The sequence below is a fragment of the Anaerococcus prevotii DSM 20548 genome, assembly GCF_000024105.1.
GTDB classification, from domain to species: domain Bacteria; phylum Bacillota; class Clostridia; order Tissierellales; family Peptoniphilaceae; genus Anaerococcus; species Anaerococcus prevotii.
This window is the reverse complement of the sequence record NC_013171.1, coordinates 1572752-1593561: the sequence shown is the minus strand read 5'-3', so window position 1 is coordinate 1593561 and position 20810 is coordinate 1572752. Positions and strand designations below refer to the sequence as shown.

General features: G+C 36.2%; 3 protein-coding genes. All 3 read left to right on the top strand.

Going from position 1 to position 20810, the window contains the following annotated elements; genetic code table 11:
- Positions 1-1554: 1554 nt before the first annotated feature.
- Positions 1555-16200, top strand: a complete 14646-nt coding sequence (locus APRE_RS09835) for a SpaA isopeptide-forming pilin-related protein (protein ID WP_015778373.1) — start codon at positions 1555-1557, stop codon at positions 16198-16200.
- 1237 nt (positions 16201-17437) lie between these two features.
- Positions 17438-19630 carry a pilin N-terminal domain-containing protein gene (locus APRE_RS07465; RefSeq protein WP_015778372.1) on the top strand — a complete coding sequence of 731 codons (2193 nt, stop codon included), beginning with the start codon at positions 17438-17440 and terminating at the stop codon, positions 19628-19630.
- Between the two features lie 259 nt (positions 19631-19889).
- Positions 19890-20741 carry a hypothetical protein gene (locus APRE_RS07460; RefSeq protein WP_015778371.1) on the top strand — a complete coding sequence of 284 codons (852 nt, stop codon included), beginning with the start codon at positions 19890-19892 and terminating at the stop codon, positions 20739-20741.
- Positions 20742-20810 lie beyond the last annotated feature (69 nt).

Genomic DNA, 20810 nt, shown 5'->3' with positions numbered 1-20810 from the left:
TTAATCTGCAAATGGCTAGATAGTATACTCGATGATAACTAGCATAAAAAAAGACGAGCCCTACGCTCGTCTTTTTATTTGGTCGAAACCATGCATTTCTTCTACAACATCATGGTTACTATTATAGTACTTCAAACCATAAGAATTTCAATATTCTAAAAATATATAAGTCAACTATAAAAACCTTTATCTATTGTCAAAACTTATAGCTCTATCGAATAAATTTATTTAATTAGTCATAAAGTACTTATATTAGTTCCTTCTACTTCAACAAAGCGTAGCTACAAGGGGTCTCCAGTCTATGGTGACACGTATATATTGCAGAACAACTTATCTAAGCAAATATCCCAATACCAGAGCCTTCTCCACAAGGTTGAAGTAAGGGAGTATCTATTGTTTTATATAACCATAAGTATAACACATTCCCTTATGTCTAATGGTACTGGCCACAATGAACGCAAGTGAATTGATGGCAGCCCTTAATCGAGGCTTTGCGATGTGAAGCGAAGCTGAGCACGCAAACTACCGTCGAGCGAAGTCGAGACATCTCATAATCAAAAATCACACTTCTATAACTACAAGTATGCAGAAAAAAAGAATGAGAATTACTTAATATAGTAATATTAAGAGAATAATTCTGTAGAAAAGTAAAAACTATATAAAATGAAGTATAATATATATGTTATCATCACTTCCATTAGCATGGAAGGAGGTGATTCTATGCGAGAAGTGTTCAGTTTCATACTTGATGTCATAGTACAAGTACTTGGTAACTACTTGTACAAATTGCTAGACAACAAGTTAAATAGCAAAGATGATAACTAGCATACAAAAAGACGAGCATGCAGGCTCGTCTTTTTTGATTCCATGCTAGTGTTCAGCTTCATGGTTACTACTATAATACTTCAAACCGTAAGAATTTCAATATTCTAAAAATATATAAATGAACTATTCAAAATCTTTATCTATGCTCAAAACTTATAATTCTATTGAATGAATTGATTTAATTAGTCATAAAGTACTTATATTAGTTCCTTCCACTTCAACAAAGCCTCCAGCTTAAGACGACATGTAAATATCACAGAACAACTTACCCAAGCAAATATCCCAATCAAGGAGACTTCTCCACAATGTCGAAGTAAGGGAAAACTGGTGCTTAATATGAGGAGGAAAGAAGAAGTCTCCTTATAAAAAGCTAAGTGAGTGCCCTCCCTTATGTCGAGCGAATTCGAGACTGTGTCCTTTATCCCTAGCGCATTAGAGATACCTAAAATTACACCAATCCTAACTTCCGCACTATCGATCTCCAACTCTTAATAAAAACCCAAACATAACGAAACATTTTTTAGATATATTGGGTTTTTAAAAAATATATATAAAATTCTTCGAAAAGTCTTGTTTTTATTTTTTATTTAAGTTAGAATATTAATAGGAAGGATGCTAAGATTTGAAATATAATTTAGTATCCAAAGGAGAATATAATTACATAAATTTTAATTAGAAAGGGGATCTTCGTCCTCTCGCTTTAACAAAGTACTGTAAAAAGGAGATACCATGAACAAGAGATCAAGAGAGTTTATCGTAAAGCTATTTTCACTAATATTAGCTATAACCATGTCCATACCTACAAACGTATTCGCCTCAGCCGGCACGAAAAGACCTAAAGAGATGCCTACGGTCATAAGACTTGCTGATAGCGGAGGAGGAGAAGAGACATATGAGGATACATACATAGAAGACACGACCGAAGACACCTACATAGAAGAGGGCGAGAAAGTCTATAGCGAATATATAGAAGAAACTAATCCAGCTGAGACAGCTGAGTTCATAGAAGAAGCCCCACAGGAAGAAGCTTCTACCATAGCCGAGGAAGATTCTCGTAACTACATACTTAGCCAAAAGGCAAGGCTTAATGATAATCGTGATGGAATAATCTATGATATCAAAGTGGCCAAGAAGGAAAAATCTTACCATAACCCAAACAACAAGATAAGCCTAAGCCTAATGCTAAACCCAAACCAAGATCTCAAAGACATCAAGCTTACTAAGGTCGAAATTGATGGCAAGGAAGAGAAAAGAGATGATAAGTCAAATAAACAAGACGATATTCAAAGCCTTAATCTTACAAGTCCAAGCTTTGAAAAGGAGATTACATATACTGTAGAAGCTTCGATCGATAAAAAAGCAATCGATACAAACAAGCTATACTCAATGGATTTATCACTAGACATAGGACAATTTAACTTAATTCTTCAAAGAATTTCCTACAAGTTCGTAGAATATGAAAAGGAAGATAAGACCAAAGAGCTAAAGCTTACCCACATCAAGGAAGCAGAAGATGCCCTAAGATCTATCTCCTACAAGAAGGACGATGGAGAAGTGGATACGGTAATCTACACTGATTACATCATCTCCAAGGACAAGGGCGATGAAGAATCCAAAGTAAATGAGAAAAACAAAATCAACTATGCAATTAATCTAGAAAATCTCAAAAAAGAAGATACAGAAATATCTCTTGACTACTACAAGGCAGATAATAAGGGCTTTAATATAAAGAAGGAATTCTCTGTAAAAGTTCCTTACCAAGAAAAGCTCGACCTAGATATACCTGCTTCATATATCCTTAAACTTACAGTGACAAGTAAGACTGATAAGAAAAACACCAAAATCGAAAGCCACAAGATAAATGGCAGAGAAGTCAAAAGCCCACGCTTTGTCAAGGAAGAAGAAAATTCCTCAGACGATGACGAAGAAGCAGCGAAAAAGACTGAAGAAGAAAAGAAGGTAGCTGAAGAAAAGGCCAAGGCCGAAGAGGAAAGAAAAGCCGAAGAAGCTAAGAAGGCAGAAGTAGAAAAACAAGCCGAAGAAGCCAAAAAGGCAGAAGAAGCAAAATCTGCTGCTGAGAAAAAAGAAGCCGAAGAGAAGGCTAAAAGAGAACAAGAAGCCAAGGAAAAAGAAGCTAGAGATAAACTTCAGGCAGAAAAGGAAGCTAAGGAGAAGGAAGACCTCCTCAAGGCCTTAAAGGAAAAATCTCCTACGAAAGACGAAGAAAACAAGGCCAAGATAGAAGTCAAGGAAGACTCCAATCTCTCTAAGGCAGACGCCGAACTAAAGGCTGCCCTCGCTGATAAAACGAAAGGAATAGAAGACATCCAAAATCTTCTAACAAGCCTAGGAGAAAAATACAAACTCACAAGAGAAGACCAAGCAAAACTAATGACAGCCAACGACGCTGCCATCAAGGCTCTTGTAGAAAAGGACAGGAAGGAAAACTTTAGGCCTAACTTACTATTGGATTCTACTCCAAGATCCTCAAACTCTTTTGAAGATAAAGCTTTTAACCTAAAGACAGAGATGAATGTAAAGGCAAGTCCTGCTTGGCCAATCCCATCAGGTTGGTACTTTGATATAAAATTAGGCCCTTACCTAAAGGCAGTCAAAGACAACCCTATCAAACCTCTGAGAGATGCCAGCGGAAATGTAGTAGCCCACGGTGCCTATTATGAGAATGGAAATGACCATTACATTAGGTATATCTTCATATCTAAAGTAACAAGTGATGTTACATTAAAGATTAATCAAATCCTTGGTTTTGATATTGTAAATATTGCTAACCAAGACCCTATCACAGTCCAAATCAAGGCGGCACCAAAGAACAACCCTGTTCAAAGTGATGACCCAATCACGATTTATAAAAAATCAGACTCTCCAGTATTATCAGACTTCCATGTGAAAGATGAGGGAGAGACTAAATCAGGTACCTACCCTTACCAACTAAATTGGAGAACAACTTCCCAAAAACTTAAGGATAATGAGGGAAAGGTAATAGATAAGCTAGTGGATTTGGATAAGTCCAGACTAACAGGAGCCTATGTAGAATGGGATATAGAAGTCGATACAGATAAGCTCATCGACCCTAAGAACGAACTTAAATTTGACAATCTAAACCTAACAGTATTTGGATCAGCCAACCAAGGCCTTACAAACATCTACTACAGGGCATCTAAAAACAAGGATGACCTAGATACAACAGATGGTTATATTTCTTCAACAAATCTTGGAGAACTTTTAAGCCAAAACTCACAAATAAGTAAAAATGATCTTGGCGACAAATTATACATCAAGGTCAAAGCAACAATTGACCCTAACCAAGTTCACGAAACCTACTCCATAGGCTTTAGAATCAACCCAGATAATAACTACATCAAGGGCATGTTAGACGATATTCTAAAAAAATATAACTCTATCCCAACCCCACTCAAATGGATAAAGGGTGTAGAAGGTGCTAGAAGATTTGCAGAAGTCCCATTCAACCTAGTTGAAACAAATATTCCTGCAACCTTCCTCGGCCTAACAGATAGGTTTACCAACGAGAGATTCTACTACGACAACACCAGGACCATAACAGCAAACAGAAAATCAGATACTAAGGTAGATTGGTACGCCCTAGATTTAATCAGACGTGGCGAGACCCAAGACCCAGCCCTAGATAATCCTGATTTTGATAGAAACAATGGCCAAGCTAAAAGAAAGATAAAAGCTAAAAAGGTCTACTACCTACCACTAAAAGACGGTGGCTATAGGAGAACTACCCAAGCAGGAGATGTAGTCTTACAAAATGGTCAGTACTTCCCAGGTACCATAGTATCCTATGAGTATTCTAATCAAACTGGAGGAAGAGACGATACCTACAACTTTAGGCCTAACCTAAAAGACAAAAAGAAATTTAACATCGACGAGTCTTACGATTATGAAGGCGGCCGAGTAAACCTCTTTACAGAGAAAATCTCCAACGCAGACCTAGCCAATGGCTACATAGCCTATATAGAAAGTCCATACCCAATCATGCGTATCAATAGAAACTTCGATATGGTATCTTGTTTCAACGACCGTGTCAATGCCCCAGTATACACAGGCAATACCAAGGTCTTCCTAGATATCCACGAGGATGTATCAGGTGACTACCTCATAACAAGACTAAATGAATCTATAGATAACCAATCTGGTACTTATAGTTTAAAAACACTTTTAACAAAGGGCAATGGATACCAACCAGGCAAGGATTTCGGAGGAGGTACAGTTTACCTAAATAATGGTAATAAGACCCAAGGCCAAGCCATGGAAGAGCTAATGAAGAAAATCTACTTCTATGGTGAAGAAGTTAAAAAAGAATACTCACAAGAAAACAACAATAAAGAAATGCATAGACTCATCGAGTCGTCTATGTACCAAAGGGTAATCCACCACTTCACAGATGGTAAAGCCTTATCAAAAGATTATTTTGATGCACCATCAAACTACAACGTAGATGAATGGAAGGTAGATTTCACCCTCACAGGTACAAGAGTACGAACCGATGATGGTAGTTGGTTGTTTGAAGATTCCTTTGACGGTACAAAGGATGATAGAAAACATGATAGTGGAGCAAGACTATTAAAGGACAATGAAACAAGGATTAAAAACTACCCACCAGTTCAATCTACCCAATATGAGATGGCAAAAAGGCTTTATAAAAAAGTCATAGACTCTTATAAAGATGGTAATGACTGGGACGATGACAAGGCTGATTCAGTTAAGCTTGTATTCTACTCACATACAGATGAAGGTAAATACCAAGAGCTAATCGCAGGTCGTGTCATGGCTCCAATCGAGATTGATAAGTATAAAAAAGACGGTACAAAACTTAAAGATGCCAAATTTAGATTTACCAATATTGATACAGGTGAGTGGAAAGAATGGACATCAACAGATGATAAGAAGGCTCACAAACTTTACCTAAGACCAGGTAGCTACAAGGTCCAAGAAGTTAAAGCCCCACAAGGTTTTGAAAAAATCAAAGACTTTGATATCACAGTCATAAGAAAAGAAATCAACCCAGACAATGGTTCATACGATGCCAAAAAACTTCCAAGAATCCATGTCAACGATGGTTTTGAAACAAAAGTAACTATCGATCAAACCACCGTTCCAAAAGATACTGACGGCAAAACACCTCTTGTAGAACTTGATAAAGAAAACAAAATCAAAGTCAATGTAACAAATATAGAGGATAACCTCGGTAAACTTGAATTTACAAAGAAAAATATGTTTGTAAATTTACAAGGAGCAAAATTTAGACTAAGAAAAATTCATGCTACAGATTTAAAAGATGCAGAAAGTAAAATAAAGAGCCTAAAAGATTCTGACTATGACCAAGCCTATGACAAAACATCAACAGGCAACACATCAGACTTCAAATTTGAACAAATTCCAGCTGGTTTTTATGTCCTAGAAGAAACAGTAGTCCCATCCGGCTACAAAAAAGCACCTCTTTACCTCTTAGAAGCTAAGGAAGGTAAAGATTCTCAAGGAAAGAATACAGTTATAGTAGAATTTGTCGGAGAAAATGCTCCAACAGATAAGGAAAATGGTAAAACTATAATCAGAAACCATCCAAAAGATACTGATATAGAATTTAGGAAAATCAGAGAATTTACAAAGGGAGAAGAAAAACAAGGTCTAACAGATGCTAGATTCAGACTCGAATCCCTATGGACCAGAGACGGGTCCACCTACCTAAGAGATCTGACAACAGATTCTTTAATACATGGCCAAGAAGACCGTGCTTCAAACACATCAAAGGATAAAGGCTACTTCCGTTTCGATAACTTAGTAGTAGGTAACTACAAGCTAACAGAAATCCAAGCCCCATATGGATACCAAGTGACAGATTCATATTGGAGGATAGAAGTTCGTGAAGACAAAAATGGTGACCTTGTAAAGACTGTCTATGAAGTCAAGAAAGACGGTACTGAAGTAAATATAGATCCTAATAAGGAACAATCTGTTTATGAATTAACTAATAAGCCTAGAAAAATCGATATAAGCTTCAAGAAATACTTAGGTGAGCTTAAGAAAGATGGACAAGGCAATATCATAAAAGATAAAGATGGCAAACCTATCGTAGATAAAGAAGAGGCAACAAGAAAACTTACTGGCAAAGATGGAAAACCAGTAAGCTTCGACCTCTACAACTCAGACTTCTATGGAGCAATCATAGGAGAAAAGGACGATAGTGGCAATTTCAAACCAATACAAACAGGAATTACCCAAGATGAGAAGGGACTCTTCCACCTCAATGGCCTAGAATTTGGTAAGTACTACATCCTAAGAGAAACAAATCCTCCAGAAGGCTATGACAAGGCTAATGACATCCTACTAAAGGTAGAAGCAGAAGCTGTAGCCAATGTAGGAGAGATGAAGGTCATAGTAAGGGACCCAAACTCCAACACAGAGCTTGGCGACCACGCAATCTTTAAGGGTGTAATCGACTTCAAAGAAGGCGAGCAACTAGGATCTTTCACAATAAGAAAAACAGGTACTGCCCTATCCTATATAGACAAGGATGGCAAGCTTGTAGAAAATCCACAAATAGACGTAGGTCTAAGACGTGCCTACTTTAGACTCTATACAGCAAATAGCAGTTTTGAAATAGAGAAAAACCCAGCAGGCTATGCTAAAGAATACATCCAAAAAGTAAGTCCGGGTGTTCCAATCATCCTCTACCTAACAGAAGAAGATGCTAAGAGGATGACTGAAGCTGATAGGAATAAAATGGGTATAGCCGGATATAAAAACTTCCCAACCAATGATGGTGGTAAGATATCCTACGCTATAGACAGTAATGGCAAGAGATTTAGGATAGGCCAAGACCCATCAAGTTTACCAGAAAACCAAGGTATCATAACCTTCGACAACTTAAAACCAGGCTACTACGTCCTAGAAGAATTCAGAGGACCTGCAGGTTATGAAAGAACAACCAAGCTATGGTATGTAAAAGTTGACGAAAAAGGCAGAACAATTAGATCTGAAAACAAAGATGACCCAGCCTTCACTGGCCAAGGCCTTCAAGCCAGAAGCATAATACAAGACCCATCAATGAGTCCAAGATTCAGGATGGTAGGACTTGATGTATCAGAACCATTACAATTTAATAGACTAATGTCACAACCTTTCTCAGATGGACTAGAAATAGGCGACGACCATGTTCTACAAAATGTAGGTGCATCTGTTAGTAGTTGGCAAAGTGTTGACCCTAATAAGTCCGATGCTGAGAAAATCTACACCAATGATACAGGTAATAGGGTTGAATCCAAGATTATTTCTATCAATAAAGATGACGGAAACAAGGCATATAGACAACAAATCTTAATTCATCCAAATAAAAAGATAAAACAATTTTTAGAATTTGAAAGATTTAATGGAACAGCAACATATAATAGTGTAAAAGTATTAAGTGCGGAAGAAGTTGATAAAGGCTCAACACTTGAAAAAATTCTTGGAACACCTAAAGACGTTAAGTATAAAGTAAACCCATATGATAAATACAACAATAACGTCAATTTAGCAAGATTTTCTACTGATAGTACTACAGATAAACCTGTTCTGATAGAATTAGAAGTACCTTATAGTGAGGGAGAAAAAATCGGCCTAAAAATAGGTTACTATCTAGATGGAGTAGGCCAAAAGAAAACCTCAAGCATATATGCAAAAGGATATGATAATGAAGATGCTATAAATAAAGAAACAACTTATAACATCACATTTGAAAAAATGACACATGGTAGTGTAGTTGCAAATCCTAAGGAAAATATAAGTCCTGGAACTAAAGTTGTGCTAACAGTGTCACCAGAAAACAATTACAAACTAGCAAAATTAATTGTAAATAGCAATGATGTAACTACAAAAGTTAATTCAAATGTTTATGAATTTAATATGCCAGAATCTGATGTGATAGTAAGTGCAGAATTTGAAGAAATTACTACAACACCAGAGACTTATAAAGTAAATCTAGATCAGCCACAAACAGGCGGAACAGTAAGTGCGAATCCAACATCTGCAAAAGCAGGTGAAACTATCACCTTATCAGCAACTCCTGCCCAAGGATATAAATTTGGTAATTATGTCGTAACAGCAAAAGGTAAACCAGTAACAGTTACTGGCAATACGTTCAAAATGCCAGCATCAGATGTAACAGTAAGTGCGACATTTGTAGAAGATTCTACAACACCAAGTGAGGGGGATAAGACCCTAGAGGTCAACTTCACCTATTCTGGATCTGTTGATGGAAAGGAAGTACAACCAGATGCTACTTCCTCTCCAGGTAAGCTCGAGCTTTTCGAAGAAAATGGCACAGCCCCATTAGAAACAATAGATGCTGTAAACCAAGGCAAAATAACATTTAGCCATAAGCTTGATTCTAACAAGTCTTATAGGCTAGTTTACACTAGACAAGACAGCCTAGCCAAGGCTTGGGCCCTACCAAATCAATCGGTTTATCAAATCAATAGCGATTCTATACAAGCTGCAAAAGATACCATAAAAGTATCCATTGCCAATGGTAACACCATGGATATTTATAATAAAGGCGAGACAGGCTTTAGGATTCCGCTAAGAATTACCAAGGTTAATGAAAACGGTGGTGTTCTTACAGGAGCTCAATTTAAAGCTAGAAAGTTGCTAAAGAGCGACCAGGTAATTAATAAAAAATCTCCAGTATACGGCGAAGAGGCCTTTGATGGTGTATCAGAAGCGACTGGTCTTCCAGGAGATAACTACTTCAGAGAATTATCACCAGGTCTATATGAGCTTACAGAGATTAATGCTCCTAACGAAACCTACAGGCTACCAAAAGATGAAAATGGCAATCCTAAGAAGTGGTATTTCAAGGTTCAAGTTGCAAAAGATAAAGATGGCAACTTCAAAAAACCATCTGACGACGACTACATGGAAATAAACTTCTCCTTCACTGAGACATTGCCAGCAAATAAGGATGATCCAAACTGGGCCTTAGATAAAAATAAAATAGAAGATGAACTACTTGGCAAAAAAGTCAAAGGTATAGACTTTGGGACAGTGGAAGGTAAAAGAGTTTTTGACCAATTTACCAAAATCATCCCGGACGACCACAGGTCAGACCCAGCAAGACCAGATGCTCCTTACAAGGGAATTGATGATGTTCAGGTAACAAACTTCCTTAAGACAACAGACCTAAGCTTTGTCAAAAAAGACCTAGCTAGCTATGAAAATATAAAGGGAGCAGTCTTTACTCTCAAGAGAGCTAAACTCGATAAAAGTGGCAATTTGCAATTTAATACTGATGGCAAGCCACTATACGAAAACCTTGAAGAAAAAGAAAGTGGAACAGACCGAGACAAATTTATCAAACCTGATCCATATGACAAAGATGTCAACGGTGCGAAGCAGACTTCATCCGAATCTGCCGGAGTGCTTTTCAAGAACATCTCCCAAGGCACCTACATCCTCCAAGAAACTAAGCCAGCTGATGGTTATATGCTAGATGATAACTTCCTAGCTATCACATTCAGTGCAGACAAGGATGGTGCATGGAAGCAAGAAATTGTAGCCTATGAAAAGATAGATGGAAAGTATGTGAAGGTAGAAAAACCAGGTCATCTTTTCCAAAAAGGCAGCAAAGACAACCTAGATATTGTCTTCAATAATAAAGCCTACATCGACCTCAAATTCCAAAAAATCGAAGGAAAGAAGGGTGAAAAAGGAGCGGATATACCAGTAGAATCTGCCGACTTCAAGCTAACCCAAGTCGATGAGAATGGTAAAAAGGTTGAGGGAGGCTATGATAAGACCATCTACTCCTACGCCAACTCTCACTTCGAATTCAAATACCTTCCTCTTGGTCGCTACAAGCTCCAAGAAACCAGAGCTATTACAAAATTTGAAAAACCAGACCCATGGTTCTTCAATGTAGTTCAAGATAAAGTGACTCATAAATTAAAGATTGAATTTGAAAATGACCCAGATGGTACCCTTGATAAGTCCATAGGCTTTAAGACCAAGGCAAATGGAGAGCCTGATTATGATAAGGATGGCAACTACCAAGATATCAAAATCAGAAACTACTCCAAGACCAATTTCTCCTTCAAGAAACTATCTAGCGACCTAGATGATGATGGAAATAAAAAAGCTCTAAAGGATGCTTACTTTAGACTTACAAAAGTAAGATTCTCAATGGATAAGGACGCTAAGTCCTACGAATACCATGAGGAAAAAGAAGGTGCAGGACTTAAAAAATATGTCCATGGCAAGAAGGTCACAGAATATGACCCTGAAGGTAAGATAACAAAATACACTTATGATGGCACGGAAATTAAAGATGGTGAAAATTACAAACCAGATGCAATCTCAAATGCCACTGGTAAGTACAGTGCCCTACGTCGCTCACAGTCCAATGGTAATGTAGACTTCCAAGGTCTAGGCGAAGGTATCTACCAACTAGAAGAGGTTGGTATTCCAGAAGGCTACCAATCTGACAACAAACAATTTAAGTGGATATTTAAAGTCGAAAAGACAGATGATGGCCTACAAATAGTAAGAACCTACAAGGACAAAGATGGTAAAAGTCACGATGTCGAAGAAGAATACTTCAAAAAATATGATCCAGACTATTACAAAAAGTATGTAGATAATAAGTTTAATAAAAACTCAAATATCGAAGGAGATGGTAAGAAAAATCCTTACGAGATTACCAACACCAAGACCACCACAAACCTTAAGTGGAAGAAGATTGGTGGTAGGAATACAGACAATGTAATAAAGAAGGAGACCAAGTTCCTCTTACTAAAAACTTCAAATGATCCAAATGACCTTGAATCTGCCAAGTCAGGTCAATCAGAATTCCCACCTTACCAAGTGGAAAGCGAAGATGGTAACTTTGAAATCACAAACCTAGCCAAGGGTGTCTATGTATTGATGGAAACCAAGGCTCCAGATGGCTACGATAAGATGGATAGGCAGATAGGAATAAAGATTTATGAAGATAAAAATGGAGCCTTACAAAAAGAATACTTTGAAATAAAGATTACCGATAAAGAAGGCGAAAAAACTAAAGAATTAGTTAAAAGTTCTGGAAATTTCCAAAACTTATTAAATACAGGTATTACAAATTCTAAAGTCCTTACTGACAAGGATGGCACCTTCTACGTAATCAATAAGTCCAAACCATATTTCTTCAACCTATACAAGGGCTTTATGGAAGGTAAAGAGTTTAAGAATATCACAAAGGGCAAGCTAAAAGTAAAAATATATGCTGATCCAAAGGATACAAAAAACACTGATAAAAATGTCTACAAACAAGAGATAGACCTATCGGAAGAGGCCCCTTACAGGATAGACTTAAACAACAATATCCAGTTTGGAAGAGACTACCTCTTAGAAGAAGTTGAGGCCCCAGATGGTTATTCTAAGTCTAAGTACAAATACAAACTAAGATTTTCATATGACAATTCTTGGTCAACCCCATTTGTAGCTACATTAGTAGAAGTTTTAGATGAAAAAGGAGTAACACTTAAAGGCACAGCAACAACTGGACAAAAAGGAAATATTTCTGACTCGGGTCAATATTTAGGAGATGGAAAATCCATCAACTCAGGCTTCCCATTTAGAATCGTAAACAAGAAAACCGAAGTTGAATTTACAAAATTCGGGGAAGATGAAAAGGCAGAAGGTGGCAAAAAACCATTAAAAGATGTCAAATTCTACCTCGAAAAACAAGACCCAGACGATATCCATAAGGAAAACAAGGGTTACTATCCATTAACCAAAAATATGGAAATGATAAAACCGAAAATCGGTGATGATGGAAGAAAAACTTACTACTATATTAGTAAAGAGACTGGAAAAGAAGTAGCAGTTAATAACTTCAATCCAGAAAAAATAACAGATCCACCGGTTGGAATCTATAAGTCTGGCGATGATGGTAAATTCAAAATAACAAACCTAACCGACGGCTACTATAGGGTTATAGAGCCAGAAGCTCCAGAATATGAAAAGGACAAAAAATACATGAAGGTCAATGGCCCGATCAAAACATTCAGAGTAGTAAATGGTAGGGTATTGATTTATACCGTAGATAAAGATAATAAGACTATAGAAAAAGAAGTAGATGGTACAAATGAGGCAACCGTAACCCATATCATCAACCAAAAACCAGGCAAGGGCGAATTCGAACTAACAAAGGTCGATGAAAAGGGAGACCCTCTAGAAAAGGTAGAATTTACTCTCCACAAGACCGACGCAGACGAAACTCCAATCGGAGATGAAGTTTATAGAACTGGTGCTGATGGTAAAGTTAAGTTCACCGGCCTACCTTACGGCTACTATTGGCTCAAGGAAAGTAAAACCAAAGACGGTTATATCCTAGACACCAAGAAGAAACTAATAGCCCTAGGTGGAGACAAGGAATGGAAAGTACCAGAAAAACCAAAAGATGATGTATCAAAATCAATCATATTTGATGGAAAACAAGAAGATCTTGTATCAACAGCAGACTCAAAGAGAACAAATGTTGTATATCCAAATAAGGCCGAAGGTATCTTTGCCAAATACAAATTCAAGATTGATGAAAAAGCAGACATCAGGCCAGGAGATTATTTCACAATCAAATTCTCCGACAATGTAGACCTAGATGGTATCAACAAAGATTACTATGACAAGGGTCAAAAAGGTGACCAATACTTCAACATCATAGGCCCTGCAGGACTTCTTGCCAAGGCAAAGGTAAATGATGATAGAAGATCAATCACCTACACCTTTACAGAATATGTAAAAGACTACAAGCCAGAGTCAATGTCCATGTTCCTACAACTCTTCCCTAACAGAAGAAAAGTAGACCACACCCAAGACATAGAAGTCACAGCTGATATAGGACATAATACTGATACAACAGATCCTGACTATTCTAAGTATCATTACTCTGACTCTATAAACATAGACTACAGAGGATACAATGATAAGGTTGGATATAATGGCTACCAAAACCCAACATCAGATATATCATCCTACATGCTAAGGCTAGACCCAGAGCACAAGACCTTCACAGCTATTGTCTACTACAACCCTTGGAATAAATATTTGACCAACAAAAATATTACATTCACAGCCGATCAAGACATCATACAAAACTCCTTGTCAGTAAAAACTTACAGGAAATCTGGCTGGGGATCTCATAGCGATGGCTGGAAAGATGAAGACCTACCAGACTCCTACGATGCGGACTTTAGTAAAAATCTAACTTATATAAGTGATTTCTATAGGTATGAGCCAATAGGAAATACAGGTAATACAAGAAAGATATACATTCCTAATGATAACCTAAACCAAAATACCTTCAATAGAAACACCTATGTAATAGAAATCAAGGGTCAACTTGCAGGAAAAGATGTAAAATCACTAAAAACCACAGTAGATTATAAAGATCACAATGTATCTACTCTAAGAAATAATGGGTACTACTATTACGAAAACACCTACACAGGTAACTTCGAAACCTGGTCACAATTCTTTAACCCAGGCGCAAGTGGAAATGTCAACAAGGAAATCAAACTTGTAAACTTCAAAAACAAAATTGAATTTGCAAAAGTAGATGGTGGTGTCCTATCAAATGTAGTCGATAAGGAAGCAGAAAATCCTAACACCCTTAAAGATTTAGGAATAGGAAATCCTATAAAGGGAGCAGAATTTAAACTTATAAAAGATGGAACCGATGTGGACAAATCAACAAGAACATCAGACGAAAATGGAATCTTCTCTTGGGAAGGACTCGCACCTGGTAATTACGAAGTCATAGAAACAAAAACACCAGATGATAAGATCTATGACTTGCCAAAAGATGCGATTTCAAGCTTTGAAGTAGATAAAGATGGAAACATTGTAAATGTCAAAGAGAATAAACAAATCTTAGAAAACTACAGAAAAGCTCAGATAAGAATAAGAAAGACTGATCAAGATGGTGAGCCTCTAGCTGGAGCAAAATTCACCCTAACACCAAAGAGTGGACAAAAGAATCCAGACAAACCAAGTGAGAACTACCCAGCCTATACCTACGAATCAAACAAAGATGGTATTGTAGAGTTTAAAAAGCTACCAGCTGGTAAGTATCATTTAGAGGAAACTCGAGCTCCAGATGGCTACACGAAAACTGGTCGGGTTTATTACCTAGAAGTAACCAGAGATGGCAAAGTCAAATGGGAAAATTCTTTCTACGATTCATACAATAATATGAAAATAGTTGATGTAAATACTTACACTGGACAAGATCAAGAAAATATAAGGACAAAAATTGTTGGAATAGATAGAGAAAACAAAAGGTTTAGGCAAATAGTTACTATTAAAGCCAAATCTAGTGAGCTTGAAAAATCAAGATTAATTCTCGAATCAAAAGCCGAAGGAATAAGATTATCCCAAGCTAACACTGAAGTCAGAGTAGTACAATACGAAGGTGACCAAATAAAAGCTAAGGATAACTCAACCTACACTGTTGATATCAATAATGGAGAAAATCCAAACTTGACCATTAGAATCAACCCACCTTATAGAAATGAGGATAAAAATAAACCAGTGGGGTCAGGCACTAGTACAAGCCAAGAAAAAAATGATGTAGATATCGAAAGAACTTACAAAGTTATTGTTGATATGCCTTATGGTGAGGAGGAAATAGCAGGTTCAAAAATAAGCTATGATATTGGAAAAATAAGCGAAAAAACTGGTAAAGTCGAATTTACCCAAAATGATGAAGTGAAAGTGGTCGATAAATACGCTAAAAAGAATCAGTACTCTGATCATCGGAAATATACTAGCCCACTTAACTACAAAGCCCAATATCTACAACGTGAAATGAACCTAGTCACAACCGACATAGCCAATATCAAACAACCAGATATATACCTAAAGAAGGTCGATGCTGATGATAAAACAGCACTTGCAGGAGCTGAATTTGAGCTTCAAAAAATGAATGGCAAAACTATAGAATCTATAAGAAAAGCCACATCTGATAAGGATGGAAACTTTGGCTTCGAAGGCTTGGAAGATGGAAACTACCAAATAGTAGAAACCAAAGCCCCAACAGGCTACGTCTTAAGCGAAAAAATAGTCTACAAATTCAAAGTAGCTTGGGGTAAAATCCAAAAAGTTGATAAAGAAAGTGGCGTGGCAGAAAAGAAAGAGCTTCTAGTAGGTGAAAAGAAAAATTCTACAGATAATAGAATAGAAATCACCAACAAAAAAGCCCAATACCCATACACAGGAGGCTCAGGAGTCTGGATAGGCTTCACAATCCTAGGAGTCCTAACCATGACCGCCGCAGGAATCTACTTATCTCAAAAGAAAAAATACCAGACTAAATAGATAAAAGCTTCGCTCAAAAAAGCGAAGCTCCTGCAACCCCCACCCTTATGTCTAATGGTACTGGCCACAAAGAACAAACCTACCATTACCCTTATCCCGACCGAAGTGGAGACATCTCACACATTACCCACCTCGAACGAATGTGAGAGGTCTACAGTATGATACGACATGTAAATAGAAAGATAGAAATCATCTAAGAACTTACATCAATCAAAGAGACTTCTCCACAAGGTCGAAGTAAGGGAAAGGTTAAGCTTTATATAAGGGGTAAGAGAAACAATCCCCTTATAAAAAAAGCGAAGTCGAGATATCTCAAAAGTTTCCCTCCCTTATGTCTAATGGGACTGGCCACAATGAACGAAAGTGAGTTGATGGCAGCCCTTAATCGAGGAAGCCCTCGTCATGGGCCACTGTTTTGCAAAGCAAAATAGTGTCGTATCCTTTGTTAATATTAACAAAGGATAAAAGAACGATGAATATCGTTCAAAGTTAATAAGATGAAGGTCAAGTGTTCTTGTCCTGAGCCCGCAAACTACCGTCGACCAAGGTGGAGACATCTCAAAGAAAAAAACAAAAAAACAAGAAAAAATCACTAAAAAAGGTAAAAAACCTTTAATAAAACTAAAAAAACTCAATTTTACTAAAAAATAAAGTAAAAAAGACTAACAAATTTTCCACAAATCTGTTATAATAGTAGTAACAGATAGTAGGCTATTAATGACCTAGGGCAGAAACCCTGCCAGCTCGATAAAAATCGAGCTATCTAATCTTTGCCTTGCCCACAAAGCAAGGAAAAAGAAAAAGACAATTACATGAAAAACAAAACCAAAGAGACTTCTCCACAAGGTCGAAGTAAGGGAAATTTCCTTCCTAACATAACGGCAAGAGAAACAGTTCCCTTATCCCGACCGAAGTGGAGGGATCTCATAGGTATAAAGTAACCCTTATATCGAGCGGAGCGAAGCGTAGTCGAGAGATCTCATACAAACAAAGGAGACAATTTTCATGTAAAAGTCAAACAACCATGTATGTAAACTCCACCAGGTGGAGATTATATAAACACAACTGGGTAAGTTAGTGAAATCAGCGGAAGAAGCCCCTGTCATATACAGGAAGGCAGACTCCAAAGAGAACGCCGACAAGCCCATTGCCTGATTGGTTGGTAGTCAGGTAAAAGGGAGCCTATTACATAGGTTATATCAACAAAATTGAAAAAAAAGGAAAAAGGAGAGAGAATATGAAAAACAAATTATTTTCAATTTTCACAGCACTAGCAATGGTCCTAGGAATCCTAGTAGCTCCATTCACAAGTGCTAATGCGGCTGAAGAAGCCAAGTACGAAAACTCTACAAATAAGATTAATATCCACAAAATCTTATTTAAAGAAGAAAAAGCTTACACCGATTGGAAGCCTGAAGACCACAAAACATCTTCAGAAATCACAAATATCAAAGAATATTTTGGTGACAAAGCAGAAGAGATAGCTGGAGTAGCATACGATATCTATAAAGAAGAGAAAGCTACAGATACTAACAAAGCAAATGGTCAAACTTTAAATACAGAATTTAATACATCTGAATTTAAAGAAGACAAGTATTATTCAATAGTAAAAACAGATAAAAGTAATAGAAATCTTGGAGAGCTACTTACAACAGCGAGTGGTACTGGCGATGTAGAGCTTGAAGACGGATCATATGTAATCGTTGAAAACGCAGATAGAACAACTTATCAAGATCCTGCAACAGGACAAACAGTTTCTAAACAAGGTAAGGCAATCCCAGTAAGAATTACTCTTCCTGCTGCTCTTCCTGTAGAAAATACATCTGGAGTTCTACACCTATATCCAAAAAATACTACAGTAGACTCACCAGACACAGAGAAGAACTTTACTGATAAAATTGACATCAAAGATGCCAACAACACAACAAAACAAGAAGAAAAAAATAATGAAGAAAACTACAGAGTAAGTGGTGTAGGCCAACCTGTACCATATACAGTAGAAACAGTATTTAAACCAAATACAAATTTCAAAAACGCTTACTGGAACGACCAAATGACCAAAGGTCTCACATTTACACAAGAAGATCTAGATGCAATGAAAATCTATGTAAATGGAGTTGATAAAACAGATTCATTTGGTAAAGAGTTAGACGGCAATGGATACAAAGTTGTTCTTAATGACATGACTCTTGTAAATGGACAAAAAGAAAACGTAACAGTTAGACTTGAATACACAGCTAAACTAAACGAAGATTCAAAAGTAGAAATACCAGAATCAAACGATGTAACTTTCCACTATGGTAACAATCCAATTCATGGAAATACTCCTAAACCAACAAAGCCAAAAGAAAATGGCGAATTAGAAGTAGAAAAAACATGGGCTGATGGTGTTCCTGCAGCTGGTGAATGGGCTTCATTTACACTTAAAAATGCAAATACAGGTAAAATAATTGGTACTGTTAAGTTTGAAACTAAAGATAATAATGGTAATCTAGAAACTACAACAACATATACAGCTAACGCTGAGTATAAACCAATTGGTAATGAAAAGAACTTAGCAGGTCCAGAAAAAGAAACTGTTTCTGGAAACAAATGGACATTCAAATGGACTGGTCTTGATAAAGATCTTGAATACAAGGTTGAAGAAGACAACAATATGAACGAAACAGCTAAGTTCACAAAGGGTGCTGATGGTAAAATCATAATCGAAAATAAAAAAGATAAAAACCCAACACCAAAGAACCCACAGGAACCAAAAGTAGTTAGATACGGTAAAAAATTCGTAAAAGCAGACGAAGCTGATGGTAAGAGACTAAACGGAGCTAAATTCGTAGTTAAACACGAAAAAGAAAATAAATACCTAGTTAACAAAACAGCAGAAGAATTAGCAAAAGAAAAATCAGATTACGATAAAGCTGTAGCAGAATACGATGCAATATACAAAAACCCTGATGCTAAGCAAGATCAATTAGATGCTAAATTTGAAGAAGTTAAAGCAAAAGCAGAAGCTCTAAACAACAAATATAAATGGGCAGATGCAAATGATAAAAAAGCTGCTGCAAAATTAGCGAATGTTGTAACACTTGAACCTAAAGAAAATGGTAAGTTTGAAATCACAGATCTACAACTAGGTAAATATAACCTTGAAGAGATTGCAGCTCCAAAAGATTATGCAGTAAGAGATGGAGTAATTCCATTTGAAGTAACAAAAACAAGCTACAACAAAGACGATTCTAAAATTGGTGTAGTATATGAAGGTACTGATAATGTTGTTAATGAAGCAAAAGATGCTGACGCTCAAAGAGTAGACAACAGAAAACTAACAATCCCACAAACAGGTGGTATTGGTTCTCTAATCTTCGTAGTAGCAGGTCTTGCAATCATGGCAGGCGCATACGTAGCATATAGAAAGAACCAAGCTAGAGCTTAGGATCTAAGAAAAAAATAATGCACTAGTACAGGCATTAATAATATAAAGTTAAAAGGGGCCAAGCGCCCCTTACTTTATTTCAATACGATTTAACAAAATACTATTTTAATCATATATATTTAATCCATAAATATATAAATACTTAAAATATATTTGGATCAAAAAACCTTGAAGAAGTATAGGTTTTAATGATATTTATTAAATATTATTTTAAAATTATAAACTAATTACAATATATTGTAAATATTAAAGGAATAATATGAGTAATGAATCTAAAGAAATCAATAAAAAAAAGATTATATACGAGTGTGTGGCTTCAATATTTTCTGGTATCGTGATCGCTTTAGTTGTATATTTCATGTTTCAGAGGAAGATAGATCAAAGAACAATTGATAATTACCCAATATCAGTTGATATTGGAGATATAGAGGAATCGAGTGGCCCGAAGAAGTACACGACATTTGATATAAATTTGAATATAAACCAGGGAAAAATTGTTAGAGCATCTTATATAAATATTAATGGATATAATAGAGATAAATATATAATTAATGATGTTAAATTTAATGATAGCGATAGGTCTACTATTAAAGCTTCTGTTGTTCAAGAAACAGGAACTAAATATATCGCACATATACAGCATTTGGTATCATCTACAGATTTTAGTAGTTATGATAAAAGAATATATCCTTTAGATATTCAAGAATACTTTATATGGATAGAAGATTTGACAGGTAAAATTTCAACTTATTATTTGCTATATGCACCTGAATTAAATTTTGAAGAGGATATTAAAGATACATTAGAATCATATAGGATTGCAGGAATTAAAGATGAAGAAATGACTGTTACAGATAAGTTTGGTGGTTTTTATATTTTTGAAGATTTGAAGTTTATTAATAAAGCTACATTAAAAGATAAGTTTGATTCTAATGATTTTAAAATAAGACCTTTAATTGAGTTTAAAGATCCAGATAAACCTATTAAGTACAGTGAATCACATGTCTCTTTCAAGAGAACTAATACAATGTTATATTTTCTTTATAGAGAAATCGATGTTGATAAATTATTTGATGAGCTGATGTATTTAAAAAAAGAAGTAACTAAGTAGATTATAATTTTTAGTAATTATTGAAGAAAGAATTATTGCATGAGGTTTAATTTAAGAGAGTGTATTAAA

Excerpts from the sequence above, each read along its gene's own strand:
- APRE_RS09835 (WP_015778373.1), top strand. The coding sequence starts at position 1,555 with ATGAACAAGAGATCAAGAGAGTTTATCGTAAAGCTATTTTCACTAATA.
- APRE_RS07465 (WP_015778372.1), top strand. The coding sequence starts at position 17,438 with ATGAAAAACAAATTATTTTCAATTTTCACAGCACTAGCAATGGTCCTA.
- APRE_RS07460 (WP_015778371.1), top strand. The coding sequence starts at position 19,890 with ATGAGTAATGAATCTAAAGAAATCAATAAAAAAAAGATTATATACGAG.